The sequence below is a fragment of the Serratia rubidaea genome (assembly GCF_016026735.1).
GTDB classification, from domain to species: domain Bacteria; phylum Pseudomonadota; class Gammaproteobacteria; order Enterobacterales; family Enterobacteriaceae; genus Serratia_B; species Serratia_B rubidaea.
Map to the genome: position 1 here is coordinate 3,466,512 of NZ_CP065640.1, position 16,683 is coordinate 3,483,194.

Annotated in this window: 13 protein-coding genes; 8 read left to right on the forward strand and 5 right to left on the reverse strand. The window is 60.8% G+C overall.

Going from position 1 to position 16,683, the window contains the following annotated elements:
• Positions 1-42 precede the first annotated feature (42 nt).
• On the forward strand, positions 43-1,347 hold the full coding sequence (locus I6G83_RS16225) for an NAD(P)/FAD-dependent oxidoreductase (RefSeq protein WP_054306442.1): 1,305 nt from the start codon (positions 43-45) through the stop codon (positions 1,345-1,347).
• Between the two features lie 363 nt (positions 1,348-1,710).
• The gene (locus I6G83_RS16230; RefSeq protein ID WP_015671975.1) at positions 1,711-2,262 is read left to right on the forward strand and encodes a glycine zipper 2TM domain-containing protein; all 552 of its coding nucleotides are present in this window, start codon (positions 1,711-1,713) and stop codon (positions 2,260-2,262) included.
• A gap of 93 nt (positions 2,263-2,355) precedes the next feature.
• On the opposite strand, the gene mfd is transcribed toward I6G83_RS16230, so the two are convergent.
• On the reverse strand, positions 2,356-5,832 hold the full coding sequence (mfd, locus tag I6G83_RS16235) for a transcription-repair coupling factor (protein ID WP_054306443.1): 3,477 nt from the start codon (positions 5,830-5,832) through the stop codon (positions 2,356-2,358).
• Between the two features lie 239 nt (positions 5,833-6,071).
• Between mfd and lolC the strand changes: the two genes are divergently transcribed.
• From lolC to I6G83_RS16265, 6 genes are all read left to right on the forward strand, one after another.
• A complete protein-coding gene (gene lolC, locus I6G83_RS16240; protein WP_054306444.1) occupies positions 6,072-7,274 on the forward strand; it encodes a lipoprotein-releasing ABC transporter permease subunit LolC in 1,203 nt (400 codons plus the stop codon).
• Entirely contained in the window at positions 7,267-7,971 is a 705-nt protein-coding gene (lolD, locus tag I6G83_RS16245; protein ID WP_015671978.1) for a lipoprotein-releasing ABC transporter ATP-binding protein LolD, read from the forward strand. Before lolC ends, lolD begins: the two co-directional genes overlap by 8 nt.
• Positions 7,971-9,218, forward strand: coding sequence for a lipoprotein-releasing ABC transporter permease subunit LolE (gene lolE / locus I6G83_RS16250; protein ID WP_015671979.1), 1,248 nt, complete (start codon positions 7,971-7,973; stop codon positions 9,216-9,218). The genes lolD and lolE overlap by 1 nt, the downstream gene beginning before the upstream one ends.
• A gap of 56 nt (positions 9,219-9,274) precedes the next feature.
• Positions 9,275-10,189, forward strand: coding sequence for an N-acetylglucosamine kinase (gene nagK / locus I6G83_RS16255; RefSeq protein WP_015671980.1), 915 nt, complete (start codon positions 9,275-9,277; stop codon positions 10,187-10,189).
• Positions 10,190-10,202: 13 nt separating this feature from the next.
• On the forward strand, positions 10,203-11,039 hold the full coding sequence (gene cobB / locus I6G83_RS16260; RefSeq protein ID WP_015671981.1) for a Sir2 family NAD+-dependent deacetylase: 837 nt from the start codon (positions 10,203-10,205) through the stop codon (positions 11,037-11,039).
• 142 nt (positions 11,040-11,181) lie between these two features.
• Entirely contained in the window at positions 11,182-12,408 is a 1,227-nt protein-coding gene (locus I6G83_RS16265; protein ID WP_054306445.1) for a cytochrome P450, read from the forward strand.
• A gap of 57 nt (positions 12,409-12,465) precedes the next feature.
• Here the strand turns inward: I6G83_RS16265 and potD are convergent, their stop codons facing one another.
• From potD to potA, 4 genes are all read right to left on the reverse strand, one after another.
• Positions 12,466-13,512, reverse strand: coding sequence for a spermidine/putrescine ABC transporter substrate-binding protein PotD (gene potD / locus I6G83_RS16270; RefSeq protein ID WP_054306446.1), 1,047 nt, complete (start codon positions 13,510-13,512; stop codon positions 12,466-12,468).
• Positions 13,513-13,718: 206 nt separating this feature from the next.
• Positions 13,719-14,495, reverse strand: a complete 777-nt coding sequence (potC, locus tag I6G83_RS16275) for a spermidine/putrescine ABC transporter permease PotC (RefSeq protein ID WP_054306447.1) — start codon at positions 14,493-14,495, stop codon at positions 13,719-13,721.
• Positions 14,492-15,352 carry a spermidine/putrescine ABC transporter permease PotB gene (potB, locus tag I6G83_RS16280; protein ID WP_054306448.1) on the reverse strand — a complete coding sequence of 287 codons (861 nt, stop codon included), beginning with the start codon at positions 15,350-15,352 and terminating at the stop codon, positions 14,492-14,494. The genes potC and potB overlap by 4 nt, the downstream gene beginning before the upstream one ends.
• Positions 15,336-16,451 carry a spermidine/putrescine ABC transporter ATP-binding protein PotA gene (potA, locus tag I6G83_RS16285; protein ID WP_054306449.1) on the reverse strand — a complete coding sequence of 372 codons (1,116 nt, stop codon included), beginning with the start codon at positions 16,449-16,451 and terminating at the stop codon, positions 15,336-15,338. Before potA ends, potB begins: the two co-directional genes overlap by 17 nt.
• Between the last annotated feature and the right edge of the window lie 232 nt (positions 16,452-16,683).

Genomic DNA, 16,683 nt, shown 5'->3' on the forward strand with positions numbered 1-16,683 from the left:
TTTACCCTTAGATAACAATTGGTTCACATTTAGAGGGTTATTTTGACAATGCCAATCAAGAAAATCGTCATTGTGGGCGGCGGCGCCGGAGGCCTGGAGCTGGCGACCAGCCTGGGTCACAAGCTCGGTCGTAAAAACAAGGCTGAGGTGACGCTGGTCGACCGTAACCACAGCCACTTGTGGAAACCGTTGCTGCACGAAGTGGCGACCGGTTCTCTGGATGACGGCGTCGATGCGCTGAGCTACCTGGCCCACGCCCGTAATCACCACTTTAGTTTCCAACTGGGTTCGCTGACCAATATCGACCGGGACAACAAGACCGTACAGCTGGCGCAGATCTGTGATGAGCAGGGCGACGAGCTGGTGCCTGAACGTGAGCTGTCTTACGACATCCTGGTGATGGCCCTGGGCAGTACCTCGAATGATTTCGGCACGCCGGGCGTGAAGGATAACTGCATCTTCCTGGATAACCCGCATCAGGCGCGGCGCTTCCACAACGAAATGCTCAACCTGTTCCTGAAGTTCTCGGCGCAGCCGGGGCAGAAAGAGAGCGTCAATATCGCCATCGTCGGCGGCGGCGCCACCGGGGTTGAACTGTCGGCGGAGCTGCACAACGCGGTGAAACAGCTGCACAGCTACGGCTTTGAAGGGCTGGATAACAGCGCGCTGAACGTGACGCTGGTGGAAGCCGGCGAGCGCATCCTGCCGGCGCTGCCGCCGCGGATTTCCGCCGCTGCGCATCAGGAGTTGAACAAACTGGGCGTGCGGGTACTGACCAATACCATGGTCACCAGCGCGGAGCACAACGGCCTCAATACCAAAGGCGGCGAATTTATTCAGGCCGATCTGATGGTGTGGGCGGCGGGCATTAAAGCGCCGGACTTTATGAAAGAGATCGCCGGGCTGGAAACCAACCGCATCAATCAGCTGGTGGTCGAGCCGACGTTACAGACCACGCGCGATCCGAACATCTTCGCCATCGGCGACTGCGCCTCCTGCCCGAAAGAGGGCGGTGGTTTCGTGCCGCCGCGCGCCCAGTCGGCGCACCAGATGGCGTCACGCTGCGGCAGCAACATTCTGGCGCTGCTTAACGGCCAGACGCTGAAGCCTTACGTCTATAAAGATCACGGCTCGCTGGTTTCCCTGTCCCGCTTCAGCACCGTCGGCAGCCTGATGGGCAACCTGATGCGCGGTTCGATGATGGTGGAAGGGCGTATTGCGCGCTTTGTCTATATCTCGCTGTACCGTATGCACCAGGTGGCGCTGCACGGCTATATCAAAACCGGCCTGATGATGCTGGTGGGCGGCATCAACCGCGTGATTCGTCCGCGTTTGAAAATGCACTGATTCTGCCGTATCGCGTTATCCAACCCACGCCGTTTTGCGACCGCGTGGGTTTTTTATTGGCGCCGGCAGGCCGATGTATGTCATGTCGCCGCGGGCGCAGCATAAAATCGGGCTTTTTCCCGTCCGCATGTTCGGATTTCTCCTAAACACGCGTAATTTACGCATTTTCCCGCATCTTTGGTCACTTCGTCTTATTGCAGCAACAATAAGGATTGTGCAGACTTTGACGTGTTTACAGACGGCGCAGCACGCACGCCGTAAACCGGGAGGCCCGTGCCGCCAATGCGCAAAATAATAAGCGCGGTGCAACGTTGGCAACGTACCCGGTGCAAATGCGTGGTAACAATTTCAGGAGGATTTCCTGTGAACAAGTCAATGTTAGCCGGTGTGGGTATCGGTATCGCAGCTGCTCTGGGTGTTGCTGCCGTTGCCAGCCTGGACGTATTTTCTTCCGGCCCACAATACGCGCAGGTTCTCAACGCCAAGCCGATTAATGAAACCATCAAAACCCCGCGGCGTGAATGCCGCAACGTGACGGTCACCCACCGTGCGCCGGTGCAGGATGAGAACCGCATTGCCGGTTCCGTGCTGGGCGCCGTAGCCGGCGGGGTTATCGGCCACCAGTTCGGCGGCGGTCGCGGTCGCGACGTGGCGACGGTGGTTGGCGCGCTGGGCGGCGGCTATGCCGGCAACCAGATCCAGGGCTCGATGCAGAACAACGACACCACCACCAGCGTGCAACAGCGCTGTAAAACGGTGTACGACAAATCGCAGAAGCTGCTGGGTTATGACGTGACCTACAAGATCGGCGACCAGCAGGGCAAAATCCGCATGGATCACGATCCGGGCACTCAGATCCCGCTGGACAAGAGCGGTCAGCTGATTCTGAACCGTACCAACAGCACGCAGGCCTGATGCCTTAACGCCTTCCCGGCGTTAAAAATAAACCCGCAGCCAACTTCAACGTCGGCTGCGGGTTTTTGTTTGCCTGCGTGTCAGGCGATGGCGCTAGGCCAGCGTATGTTCACGGCAGGCGCTCAGCAGATCCTCAATAAACTTCAGCCGTTTTGCCCGGTCGCCGAGGTCGAGCGTAAACTTCAGCTTGGTGGGGCCGTCCAGCCGGTAGATCTGCGGCTGGCTCTGCAGCAGGCCGATCAGGTAACCCGGATCGACGCGGTTTTTCTCGCCGAACTCGACAAAGCCGCCGCGCTCGTTAACCTCAATCCGCTTGATGCCCAGCGTCTGCGCATGCTGACGCAGCGCGGCGCTGTGCAGCAGGTTGCGGGTGGCGTCCGGCAGTTTGCCGAAGCGGTCGATCAGCTCGACCTTCAGCTCTTCCAGTTCGCCTTCGCGTTTGGCGCTGGCGATGCGTTTGTATAGCGACAGCCGGGTGTTGACGTCCGGGATAAAGTCGTCCGGCAGCAGCGCCGGCATGCGCAGCTCCACCTCGGTCTGGCTGCTGGTCAGATCTTCCAGCGACGGTTCGCGCCCCTGTTTCAGCGCATCCACCGCGCTTTCCAGCAGCTCCATATACAGCGAGAAGCCGATGGTGGTCATCTGTCCGCTCTGGTCTTCCCCCAGCAGCTCGCCGGCGCCGCGGATCTCCAGATCGTGCGTCGCCAGGGCGAAACCGGCGCCCAGATCCTCCAGCGTGGCGATCGCCTCCAGACGTTTGTGGGCATCGCTGCTCATCGCTTTCGGATTCGGCGTCAGCAGGTAGGCGTAAGCCTGATGGTGTGAACGACCGACGCGGCCGCGCAGCTGGTGCAGCTGCGCCAGGCCGAAGCGGTCGGCCCGTTCGATAATGATGGTGTTAGCGCTGGGAATATCGATGCCGGTTTCGACAATGGTGGTGCAGACCAGCACGTTGAAGCGCTGGTGGTGGAAATCGTTCATCACCCGCTCCAGATCGCGCTCGCGCATCTGACCGTGACCGATGGCGATGCGCGCCTCCGGCACCAGCTCCGCCAGCCGCTCGGCCGCTTTTTCGATGTTTTCCACGTCGTTATACAGGTAGTAGACCTGGCCGCCGCGCAGCGTCTCACGCAGGATGGCTTCGCGCACCACCAGGCTGTCGTATTCGCGCACGAAGGTTTTCACCGCCAGGCGGCGCGCCGGCGGGGTGGCGATAATCGACAGATCGCGCATGCCGCTCATGGCCATATTCAGCGTGCGCGGAATCGGCGTTGCGGTCAGCGTCAGGATATCCACGTCGGCGCGCATCGCCTTGATGCGCTCTTTGTGGCGCACGCCGAAGCGGTGCTCTTCGTCGACGATCAGCAGCCCCAGATCTTTCCAGCGCAGATCGCTCTGTAGCAGCTTGTGGGTGCCGATCACGATGTCGACCTTGCCGTCCGCCGCGTCGTCCAGCACCTGCTGCTGCTCTTTGGCGCTGCGGAAGCGCGACATCATCTCAATGCGGATCGGCCAGGTGGCGAATCGGTCGCGGAAGTTGTCGAAGTGCTGCTGCGCCAGCAGGGTGGTCGGCACCAGCACCGCCACCTGCTTGCCGTTTTCCACCGCCAGGAAGGCGGCGCGCATCGCCACTTCGGTTTTGCCGAAGCCCACGTCGCCGCACACCAGACGATCCATCGCCAGCGGCTGGCACATATCGCTCAGCACCGCATTGATCGCCTGCTCCTGGTCGGGAGTGGTCTCAAACGGGAAGGACTGGCAGAACAGCTGATACTGTTCGCGATCGTGTTTAAAGGCGAAGCCGGCCTTGGCCGCGCGCTGCGCATAGATATCCAGCAGTTCGGCGGCGACGTCGCGCACCTTCTCCGCCGCTTTTTGTCGCGCCCGCGACCAGGCGTCGCCGCCGAGCTTGTGCAGCGGGGCGTTTTCATCGGCGCCGCCGGCATAGCGGCTGATAAGATGCAGCGAGGAGACCGGCACGTACAGCTTGTCTTCGCCGGCATAGGACAGAATCAGATACTCCGCCTTGATGCCGCCGGCCTCCAGCGTGGTCAGGCCGACGTAGCGGCCGACGCCGTGCTCCAGGTGCACCACCGGCTGGCCGGGATGCAGCTCCGCCAGGTTGCGGATCAGGGTGTCGGTATTGATGGTGCGGCGGTTATCCTGCCGGCGGCGGCTGACGCGCTCGCCCAGCAGGTCGCTTTCGCAAATCAGCGCCCGCTGGCGCGGCGCGTCGAGGAAACCGCGTTCGGCGGCGCCGACCATCATATAATGGCCGCCGGCTTCGGCCTGATCCAGCCGCTGAATCAGGCTGGTGCCCAGCTTGATGCGGCCGAGCAGGTCCTGCAGCGTTTCGCGTCGGCCCTCACTCTCCACCGAGAAGATCACGCTGCCGTCAAAGCCTTCGATAAAGCGGCGCAGGTTATCCAGCGGCGCCTTTTGCTGCGCCTGTACCGCCAGCTCAGGCAGGCCGCGGTAGGCGAGATTGGTATTGCCCGCTTTGGCCGGCAGATCCTCGGTGCTCAGCGCCACGCGCGGCCAGGCTTTCAGCTCGGCGAACAGCGCGTCGACGCGCAGCCACAGGGTATCCGGCGCCAGCAGCGGGCGCATCGGATCGACGCGGCGGCTCTCATAGCGCTGATTGACATCCTGCCAGAAGCGCTCGGCGGCGTTTTCCAGATGGCCGGTATTGACCAGCAGGGTGTTGGCCGGCAGATAGCTGAACAGCGACGGCAGCGGCTGGCTGAAAAACAGCGGCTGCCAGTATTCAATACCGGCGGGCCAGCTGCTTTTGCTGACCTGCTGATAAACATGTTCGGCGTCGCGACGTACTTCAAACTGTTCACGCCACTGGCTGCGGAACAGCTCAATGGCGTTTTTGTCGGTCGGGAATTCGTGCGCCGGCAGCAGGTTGATCGACTCGACTTCGCTCAGCGTGCGCTGGCTGTCGACGTCGAAAATACGCAGGCTGTCGATTTCATCATCAAAGAAATCGATGCGGTAGGGCTCGTCGCTGCCCATCGGGTAGAGATCGAGCAGGGCGCCGCGGGTGGCGAACTCACCGTGCTCCATCACCTGATCGACGCTGCGGTAGCCGGCCTGCTCCAACTGGGCGCGCAGTTTGTCGCGCGACAGCCGTTGCCCCTTATTCATCACCAGCGCATGGCCGTGCAGGAACTCATGCGGGCAGACGCGCTGCATCAGCGTGTTGACCGGCAGAATAATGATGCCGCGCGCCATGGTCGGCAGATGGTACAGGCTGGAGAGGCGGGCGGAGATAATCTCCTGATGCGGCGAGAAGCTGTCGTAAGGCAGCGTTTCCCAGTCCGACAGCGTGGTGACCATCTGGTCGGTAAACTGTTGGATCTCATCGCGCAGCCGCAGGGCGTTTTGCATATCCGGCGCGATCAGCATAATCGGCCCGTCGTGGCGTTCGGCGATCTCGGCGCATTCGACGGCGCAGGCCGCACCTGTCAGCTGACCCAGCTGGCGTAAATCCCCTGCGCGGCTCGGCAGGTCATAACGGGAAGAGGAGGCGGCGGAACGACTACGGTTATCGGCAATGCTCATCAGGTATCTTTTGGTCTGTAAAGTGATGGTGATCCGGCGTCGGCGGGCGGCGCTTTTGTTTGCTTTATACTAGCCCACTGGCCGGCAAACTGACATAGGCAAATCGGCTTAGTGGTGGTTAATTAACCCGCATGCGCCCGCGTTGGCAGAATAAAAGCCGTCGAACGGTTCCCTAATCGGCGCAGAGCCTTTATTATCCATGATCACTTTGCTTAAGCTACGGCCACAAAACGGATTTCATGTATCAACCTGTCGCGTTATTCATTGGCCTGCGCTACATGCGCGGGCGGGCTTCAGACCGCTTTGGCCGGTTTGTCTCCTGGCTTTCCACTATCGGCATTACGCTGGGGGTGATGGCGCTGGTCACCGTGTTGTCGGTGATGAACGGCTTTGAACGAGACCTGGAAAACAACATTCTGGGTCTGATGCCGCAAGCGCTGGTCACCACCCCGAGCGGGTCGGTCAATCCTCAACGGCTACCGGCCTCTGCGGTGCAGGGGCTGCAGGGCGTCACCCGCGTGGCCCCGCTGACTACCGGCGACGTGGTGCTGCAAAGCCCGCGCAACGTGGCGGTCGGGGTGATGCTGGGCGTCAACCCGGATGAAGCCGATCCGCTGACGCCGTTTCTGGTCAATATCAAACAGCAGGCGCTGCAGCCGGGCGCGTACCGCGTGATTCTGGGCGAAGTGCTGGCCGGCAAACTGGGCGTCAAACGCGGCGACAAACTGCGCCTGATGGTGCCGAGCGCCAGCCAGTTTACTCCGATGGGACGCATCCCCAGCCAGCGCGTGTTTACCGTGGCCGGCACCTTCCACGCCAACAGCGATGTGGACGAATACCAGCTGCTGGTCAACCAGCAGGACGCCTCGCGCGTGATGCGCTATCCGGCGGGCAACATCACCGGCTGGCGCCTGTTCCTGCAGCAGCCGCTGGAGGTCGACAGCCTGAGCCGGCAGGCGCTGCCGCAGGGCGCGAGCTGGAAAGACTGGCGCGATCGCAAAGGCGAGCTGTTCCAGGCGGTGCGTATGGAGAAGAACATGATGGGGCTGTTGCTGAGCCTGATTGTGGCGGTCGCCGCCTTTAATATCATTACCTCTCTCGGCCTGCTGGTGATGGAAAAGCAGGGCGAAGTGGCCATCCTGCAAACCCAGGGGCTGACGCGCCGCCAGATTATGGCGGTGTTTATGACCCAGGGCGCCAGCGCCGGGATCATCGGCGCGCTGCTCGGCACCCTGCTGGGCGTGCTGCTGGCGCTGAACCTGAATACCATTATGCCGGCGCTTGGCGCGCTGATTGACGGCGCATCGCTGCCGGTGGCGGTGGATCCGCTGCAGGTGACGATCATCGCCGTCGCGGCGATGGTGGTTTCACTGCTGTCCACGCTGTATCCTTCATGGCGCGCCGCCGCCGTTCAACCCGCTGAGGCTTTACGTTATGAGTAACCATCCATTGTTGCAGTGTGACAACCTGTGCAAGACCTATCAGGAAGGCAATCTGCATACCGACGTGCTGCGTAATGTCAGCTTTGCCATGCAGCCCGGCGAGATGATGGCGATTGTCGGCAGCTCGGGCTCGGGGAAAAGCACCCTGTTGCACCTGCTGGGCGGGCTGGACTCACCAACCTCCGGCAGCGTGGTGTTCAAAGGGCAGGCGATGAACGCGCTGTCGTCCGCCGCCAAGGCGGAGCTGCGTAACCGCGAGCTGGGCTTTATCTACCAGTTTCACCATCTGCTGCCGGATTTTACCGCATTGGAAAATGCCGCGATGCCGCTGCTGATCGGCGGCGTCAAGCCGGCGCAGGCGCAGGAGAAGGCGCTGGAGATGCTGGCGGCGGTCGGGCTGGATAAGCGCAGCAAACACCGTCCTGCCGAACTGTCCGGCGGCGAACGCCAGCGGGTGGCGATCGCCCGTGCGCTGGTGAACAATCCGTCGCTGGTGCTGGCGGATGAACCGACCGGCAACCTGGACCAGCGCACCGCCGACAGCATCTTTGATCTGCTGGGCGAGCTGAACGTGCGTCAGGGCACCGCGTTTTTGGTGGTGACCCACGATCTGCAGCTGGCCAAACGCCTTAACCGTCAGCTGGAAATGCGCGACGGCCATCTGCAGGCGCAGCTGACGCTGCTGGGGGCCGAGTAATGCGCGCATTGCCTCTCTCACTGCTGACGGCGCTGCGTTTCAGCCGCGGTCGGCGGCGCGGCGGCATGGTGTCGCTGATTTCGGTGATCTCCACCATCGGCATTGCGCTGGGGGTGGCGGTGCTGATCGTCGGCCTGAGCGCGATGAACGGTTTTGAGCGCGAGCTGCAAAACCGCGTGCTGTCGGTGGTGCCGCACGGGGAAATCGAGCCGGTCAATCAGCCGTTTAACGGCTGGCCGGCGATGATGCAGCGGGTGGAGAAGGTGCCGGGCATTCTGGCCGCCGCGCCGTACATCAATTTCACCGGCCTGATGGAAAACGGCGCCCAGCTGCGCGCGGTGCAGCTGAAAGGGGTTGACCCGGCGCAGGAAGCGGATCTCAGCGCGCTGCCGAAATATGTGCAGGGCGACGCCTGGGCCAACTTCAAGGGCGGCGAACAGCAGGTGATTCTGGGCAAAGGCGTTGCCGATGCGCTCGGCGTTAAGCAGGGCTCTTTTGTCACGGTGATGATCCCCAACAGCGACCCGGAAATGAAACTGCTGCAGCCGAAGCGTATCCGCCTGCACGTCAGCGGCATTTTGCAGCTCAGCGGCCAGCTGGATCACAGCCTGGCGATGGTGCCGCTGGCCGATGCGCAGCGCTATCTGGACATGGGTGACAGTGTCACTGGCATCGCCATCAAGGTGAATGACGTATTCGCCGCCAATAAGCTGGTGCGCGACGCCGGCGAGGTGACCAACGCCTACGTCTATATCAAGAGCTGGATCGGCAAGTACGGCTATATGTACCGCGATATTCAGATGATCCGCGCCATTATGTATCTGGCGATGGTGCTGGTGATCGGCGTGGCCTGCTTTAACATCGTCTCCACGCTGGTGATGGCGGTGAAGGACAAGAGTGGCGATATCGCCGTGCTGCGTACGCTGGGGGCCAAAGACGGCTTTATCCGGGCGATATTTGTCTGGTACGGCCTGCTGGCGGGGCTGGTGGGTAGCCTGAGCGGCGTGGTGGCCGGCGTGTTTGCCTCGCTGCAGCTGACAAATATCATTAAGCTGATTGAAAAAATGGTCGGACATTCGTTTTTGTCCGGCGATATTTACTTTATCGACTTTTTACCGTCGGAGCTGCACTGGCTGGACGTACTGATCGTCCTGGCGACCGCCATCGTACTCAGCCTGCTGGCCAGCTGGTACCCGGCGCGTCGCGCCAGCCGTATCGATCCGGCGCGGGTGCTAAGCGGTCAGTGACCGGATTAAAAATGGGGCGCAGTGATGCAGCCCCATTTTTTTGCGTGAGGTAACGGATGTTCTACGGTTTTGATATGGGCGGCAGCAAAATTGAGCTGGGCGTGTTTGACGCCAAGCTGCAGCGTATCTGGCAAAAGCGGGTGGCGACCCCGCGGGACGACTATCGCCAACTGCTGGCGACGCTGCGCGATATGACGCTGGAGGCGGACGCCGTCTGCGGCGCGCCCGGACAGGTGGGCATCGGCATCCCCGGCCTGCCGAACGATGATGACGGCACGCTGTTTACCGCCAACGTGCCGGCGGCGATGGGGCAGCCGCTGCCGCGCGATCTGGCGGCGCTGATCGGCCGGGAAGTACGGGTGGAAAACGACGCCAACTGCTTCGCGCTGTCGGAGGCCTGGGATGAGGAGTTCCGCCGCTATCCGGTGGTGTTCGGGCTGATTCTCGGCACCGGCGTCGGCGGCGGCCTGATCGTCGACGGTAAGGTGGTGTCGGGCCGCAATCATATTGCCGGCGAATTCGGCCACCTGCGGCTGCCGGTCGACGCGCTGGAGGTGCTGGGGCGTGACATACCTCGCGTTGCCTGCGGCTGCGGCCACCATGGTTGCATTGAAAATTACATATCAGGCCGCGGATTTGAGTGGCTGTACGCGCATTTTTATCAGCAGCGCTTGTCTGCACCGCAAATTATTGCGCATTATCAGGCCGGTGAGCCGCAGGCGCAGGCTCACGTTGAGCGTTTTCTCGATCTGCTGGCGATTTGCCTGGGCAATTTACTGACCGTCATCGATCCGCATCTGGTGGTGATTGGCGGGGGACTTTCGAATTTTGCAGCGATCTATCAGGCGCTGCCGTCGCGTCTGCCGCGCAGCCTGTTGCGCGTGGCGAAGATGCCAAGGATCGAGCCGGCGCGCTATGGCGATGCCGGCGGCGTACGCGGGGCGGCGTTCCTCAACCTGGTGGATAATTGAATAAGGAGTAGTTATGCGTACGCGCCATCGGCTGTGTCAGTTTCGCAAGAGCAAACATGTGTTGCACCAACGTTTCCGTTCGCGGATTTTTCACCGCGATACCATGGCGGCGGCGGAGTTGAAAAAGCCGTTTGTGGTGGTGTTGACCGGCGCCGGCATTTCTGCGGAGTCCGGCATTCGCACCTTCCGTGCGGCGGACGGCCTGTGGGAAGAGCATAAGGTGGAGGACGTGGCGACGCCGGAAGGCTTCCAGCGCGATCCGGAGCTGGTGCAGGCGTTTTACAATGCGCGCCGCCGCCAGCTGCAGCAGGATGATATCGCGCCGAACGCCGCGCACCGCGCGCTGGCCAGTCTGGAAGAGTGGCTGGGGGACAATTTCCTGCTGATTACGCAAAATATCGACAACCTGCACGAGCGTGCCGGCAACCGCCGGGTGGTGCATATGCATGGCGAACTGCTGAAGGCGCGCTGTACGCAGTCCGGCCAGGTGGTAGACTGGCCCGGCGATCTGAACGTCGACGACCGTTGCCACTGCTGCCAGTTCCCGGCGCCGCTGCGCCCGCACGTGGTGTGGTTCGGCGAAATGCCGATCGGCATGGACGATATCTATCAGGCGCTGGAAAGCGCGGACTTCTTCGTCGCTATCGGCACCTCCGGCCATGTGTATCCGGCGGCCGGGTTTGTGCACGAGGCGCGGCTGGGCGGCGCGCACACCATGGAGCTGAACCTGGAGCCGAGCCAGGTGGAAAGCCAGTTTGCCGAGAAGCACTACGGCCCGGCCAGCGAAGTGGTGCCGCGCTTTGTGCATAAGTTTCTGATGGGGAAAATTGAACGCGCCGACCGGCCGTAACCCCGCAGAACTCGCCGCGGCCTGCGCGCCGCGGCGGCAATGAAATCCGTTATCACGTGGCATGATAATGAAACTTTGCTTTACTAAAACATGGCTCTTTCGGCCGAAAGAGCGTGTTTAGTCAAAAAGAGGTTTCATATTCATGAATAACTCTGATGATAGAACCCTGCGTTTTAACCCGGCCTCTCCCTTATTTAATCAGCATATTTATCAGATTTATCAGCGAATGCGCCGGCAGCAGCCGCTGCTGCGCATCGGCAGAACCTGGGTGCTGACGCGTTATCAGGATGTCAGCGCGGCGCTGCGCGCCCCGCAGCTCAGCTGCAGCGGTATTCCGCGGCATCTGAGCGCGGAGTTCGCGCGCCTGCAAGGCGGGCTGGCGCCTGAATTGGCGATGTTGGTGCAGGAGATGGCGCTGTTTCAGGATAACGGTACGCACCGGCAGCACCGTAAGCCGCTGATGGCGCTGTTCAGCCGCGAGCCGCTGGCGCAGCTCAGGCGGCTGGTCGTCGATGAAATTAACCGGTCGATCGCCGCTCTGGCGAAGACGGATCGCCTGGATGTGATCGTGCAGCTGGCGCGGCCGCTGTGGCCGCGTTTGTTTGCCCGCTGGCTGAATCTTTCACCGCAGCAGAGCCAGGTGATTGAGCAGGAGAAGGAGAGTATTCGTCTGCTGCTCGATCCCAGCGCCATCGATCGGGCCGGCCTTGAGCGGCTGGCGTCAGCGCTGCGGCGTCTGGACACGTTGTTCAGCCAGCTCTACCAGGAGTGCGCCGACGGCCGTCCTTCACTGTTCTTTGCTGCGCTGGCGCAGGGCTATGGCGACCAGCAGGCTCTGATGCAACGCTACTTCAGCGCCGACTGCGTCACCATTCTGATTGGCGGCAGCGAAACCACCGAGGCGCTGATCGGCAACCTGATGCAGGTTGTGGCGCAGGATGAACCGCTCCAGCAGCAGCTGCGGCAGCACCCGCAGTGGATTGCGCAGGCGGTGCAGGAAACGCTGCGCTATGAGTCACCGCTGCAGATGGCGCGGCGTACCGTTATCCAGCCGTGGACGCTGCATGGCCGCACGCTGCGTGAGCAGGATGCGGTGTTGCTGTGTCTGGGGGCGGCTAATCGTGATGAAACACAGTTTTGTGGCGCGCAGCAGTTCGATTTGCACCGTGAAAATAACTCTCGGCATCTGGGGTTCGGCGGCAGCGCACATTTGTGTGCGGGGCAACTGCTGGCAAGGTTTCAGGCGGAAAGCGTCTGTGCCGCGCTGCTGCAGCACTTTCCGCGCCTCAGGCCGCTGGAGCAGGCGCAGTGGCAGACGGACAGTCTGATTTTACGTTCGCTGAAGTCGCTGCCGTTGGCGTTGGGCTAGGCGGGGAAGGGAACAGGGCCGGGCAGTGCGCCCGGCCTGACAGGAGTGAGGCTGGCGTTAACGGCCGGCCTTCAGCTTCTGGAACTGGGTTTCGTACAGCGTGCTGGCGTCGCCGACGTCGTTCTGCCATTCGCCGTTTTTGATCACCGCGTCGTCCGGATACAGGGATTTGTCGTTGGCGATCTCCGGCGGCAGCAGCTTTTTCGCCTCCAGGTTCGGCGTCGGATAGCCGATGGTTTTCGCCACCTGCACCGCAATTTCCGGCCGCAGCAGGAAGTTAATCAGCTTCAGCGCGCCGTCGACGTTCTTGGCGTTTGCCGGGATCGCCAGGCTGTCCATCCAGAAGATGCCGCCTTCTTTCGGCCAGACGATCTCCAGCGGCGTGCCGGCCTGACGGGCGACAAAGGCTGAGCCGTTCCACACCATCCCCAGATTGACTTCCCCTTCCATAAACGGGTTGCCTGGGTTGTCGGAGTTAAAGGCCAGCACGTTCGGCATCAGCTTTTTCAGCTCGTTATAGGCGGCCTCAATCTCCTGCGGATTGGTGGTATTGCCGGAATAGCCCAGTTTACGCAGCGCCATCTGGAACACTTCACGCGCGTCGTCGGTCAGCAGCAGGCTGCTTTTGTATTCCGGCTTCCACAGGTCGGCCCATGAGGTGATGGTTTTCGGATCGATCTCGTCGCTGTTGACGCCGATGGCGGTGGCGCCCCAGATATAGGGGATCGAGTAGTCGTTATTCGGATCGAACGGCTTGTTCAGCAGGTTGGGATCGAGATCCTTAAAGTTGCTAAGCTTGCTTTTGTCGATCTTCTGCAGCATGCCTTCCTTGCTCATCTTGGCGATGAAATAGGTGGAAGGCACCACCAGGTCGTACGCGCCGTCTTTATAGGTTTTCAGTTTGGCGTACATGCTTTCATTGGATTCATAGGTGGAATAGATCACCTTAATCCCGGTTTCTTTGGTGAACTGATCGAGCAGGCCTGGCGGCACATATTCAGTCCAGTTATAGAAATAGAGGGTTTTGCCGTCATCGGCGGCGGTTGCAGAGCCGATGCTCAGTGCCATCATCCCGGCTGCGAGCAGGTGTGACCACTTTTTCATGCAGCGTATCCTTCAGCAGTTATCGCGTTTAACAGTATAGGCCGAATAGCGGCGCGGCGGCCCTATACCCCAGAAAGCGGCCATTATAGGCGGCGTGCGACGCGGGGTAAAGGCGGTTATCTTCTTGGCAAATAGCGGTTTTTTAGCCAAAAACAGGATAGCAGAATAAAAATGGGCACATTCACAAAATGAATGTGCCCACCTGATTATTTGACATTGCGATCGCGCATTACCCACTGACTGGCGAGCACCAGCACCAGCGACATCAGCAGCAGGATGGTGGCCAGGGCGTTCACCTCCGGCGAGACGCCGACTTTGACCATTGAGTAGATCTTCAGCGGCAGGATCTCATAGCTTGGCCCGGTGACGAACGAGGACACCACCACATCATCCATCGACAGGGTAAAGCTCAGCAGCCAGCCGGCGGCGACCGCCGGCATCGCCAGCGGCAGGATGATTTTACGCAGAATCGTCACCTCGCCGGCGCCGAGGTCGCGCGCCGCTTCCAGCATCTTGACGTCGAAGCCCTTCAGGCGCGAGTAGACGGTCACCACCACAAACGGCAGGCAGAAGGTGATATGCGAAAACAGCAGCGACCAGAAGCCCAGCGAGATGCCCAGCAGCATAAACAGCACCAGCAGGGAGATCGCCATCACGATATCCGGCGACATCATCACCACAAACAGCATGCCGCTGACGAACGGCTTGCCGCGGAAGCGGTAGCGGTACAGCGCCACCGCGGTCAGCGAGCCGATAACCGTGGCGAAGGTGGCCGACAGCACCGCCATGGTCAGCGAGTGGCCCGCCGCCTGCAGCAGGCTGTCGTTGTTGAGCAGGGTCGAGTACCAGTCGACGGTAAAGCCCTGCCAGTTAATGCCGAAGCGCGACGCGTTGAACGAGTTGACGATCAGAATCACGATCGGAATATACAAATAGGCGTAAATGATGGTCATAAAACCACCGCGTAGCAGGCGTCCGATCATTCCAGTTCCACCTTCTTGTTCAGCAGTTTCGCCGCGCGGTAATACACCAGCAGCATCAGGCCCATCACCAGCGTCAGGCAGATGCTGGTGGCGGCGCCGAACGGCCAGTCGCGAATATTCAGGAACTGGCTCTTGATCACGTTGCCGATCAGCAGGTTTTTCGCGCCGCCCATCAGGTCCGCGACGAAGAACAGCCCCATCGCCGGCAGGATCACCAGCAGGCAGCCGGCGATAATGCCCGGCATGGTCAGCGGCACGATGATGCGGATAAAGGTCTGCAGCTTGCTGGCGCCGAGATCGCGCGCCGCCTCCAGGCAGGATTTATCCAGCTTCTCGATGCTGGAATAGAGCGGCATCACCATAAACGGCAGCAGAATATAGATCAGGCCCAGCACCACCGCCTCGGAGGTGTACATGATGCGAAACGGCTTATCGATCACCCCCAGCCACAGCAGGAAATCGTTCAGGTAGCCGCGGGTGCTGAGAAACAGCTTCAGGCCGTAGATGCGGATCAGCGAGTTGGTCCAGAAGGGGACGATCAGCAGAAACAGCAGCAGCGGCCGCACCTTCTGCGGCAGGCGCGCCAGAATAAAGGCGAACGGATAGCCGATCGCCAGGCAGCACAGGGTGGCGATCACCGCCATATTCAGCGAGTGCAGCAGCACTTCGGCGTACAGCGGATCGAACAGCCGGGTGTAGTTATCCAGCGTGAACACCATCTGAATCAGGTTGGCGTCGTCGCGGGTCAGGAAGCTGGTGCCGATGATCATCAGGTTCGGCATAAAGACGAACAGCACCAGCCAGGCCACCACCCCGGTAATCACCACATTCTGGAACAGTTTACGCGAGGTCTTCATCGGCCAGCACCACCTCCCAGCTTTCAACCCAGGTCACCGCCATTTTCTGATTCAGCGAATGGTCGACGTCCGGATCGTCTTCGTTGAAGAATTCGCTGACCATCACCATCTTGCCGTTTTCCAGCTCGACGACCGAATCCAGCGTCATCCCCTTGTAGTTACGCTCGCGCACGTAGCCGATCAGGCCGTCGACCTGCTCGGCGCCGTTGATCTCCTCAACGCGCAGATCTTCCGGCCGCAGCAGCACTTTCAGGCGCTGGCCGGCGCTGACCGGCAGGCTGGCGTAGATATCGCACTCGCGCCCTTCGACGTTGGCGCGCACCCGCTGTGCGTCGATGCGCTGCAGCACGGTGGCGTCGAAGATATTGATCTCGCCGATAAAGCTGGCGACGAACAGGTTGCGCGGCTCTTCGTAGATCTCGCGCGGCGTGCCGTCCTGCTCAATGCGGCCTTCACGCATCACCACGATGCGGTCGGACATGGTCAGCGCCTCTTCCTGATCGTGGGTGACGAAGACAAAGGTGATGCCGAGCTTGCGCTGCAGCGCTTTCAGCTCGTTCTGCATCTGCTTGCGCAGCTTATAGTCCAGCGCCGACAGCGACTCATCCAGCAGCAGAACTTTCGGTTTGTTCACCACCGCGCGGGCGATGGCGACGCGCTGCTGCTGGCCGCCGGACAGCTGGCTGGGGCGTCGCTGGGCGAAGGCCTCCAACTGCACCATGCGCAGCGCCTCTTCCACCCGCGGGGTAATCTCCGCCGCCGGCGTTTTCTGCATCCGCAGGCCGAAGGCGACGTTATCAAACACCGTCATATGCGGAAACAGCGCGTAGCTTTGGAAGACGGTATTAACGTGGCGCTGTTCGGCCGGAATGGCGGTAATATCCAGACCGTCGAGCACGATCTGGCCGCTGTCGGCATCTTCCAGGCCGGCGATCAGGCGCAATACGGTGGTCTTGCCGCAGCCGGAGGGGCCGAGGATCGTCAAAAACTCGCCGTTATTAATGGTGAGTTCAAGATCGCTGATGATAGTTTTGCCGTCGAACCCTTTGCTTAACGCTTTTAATTCAACCAGTGGCTTTAGAGAGGATGTCTCAGTCATTTATGGTGTCACTCTATCCCGTGAACTCTTGCAGATAGAACCGCCGCTGGAAAAGACTGCGAGAGCTGGCGAAATACCCCGCCGTACAAAAGCTCAAAACCAGTGGCGCCGCTCGAAATTTTTAGAGCGCGCATGATAGACGCTGTGGCAGTGAATTGAAAGCCGAACCACCGGCAACGCGCTGATTTTTACCATTATAGCCGCACTATGCGACAGTTTAACGCATTCATTT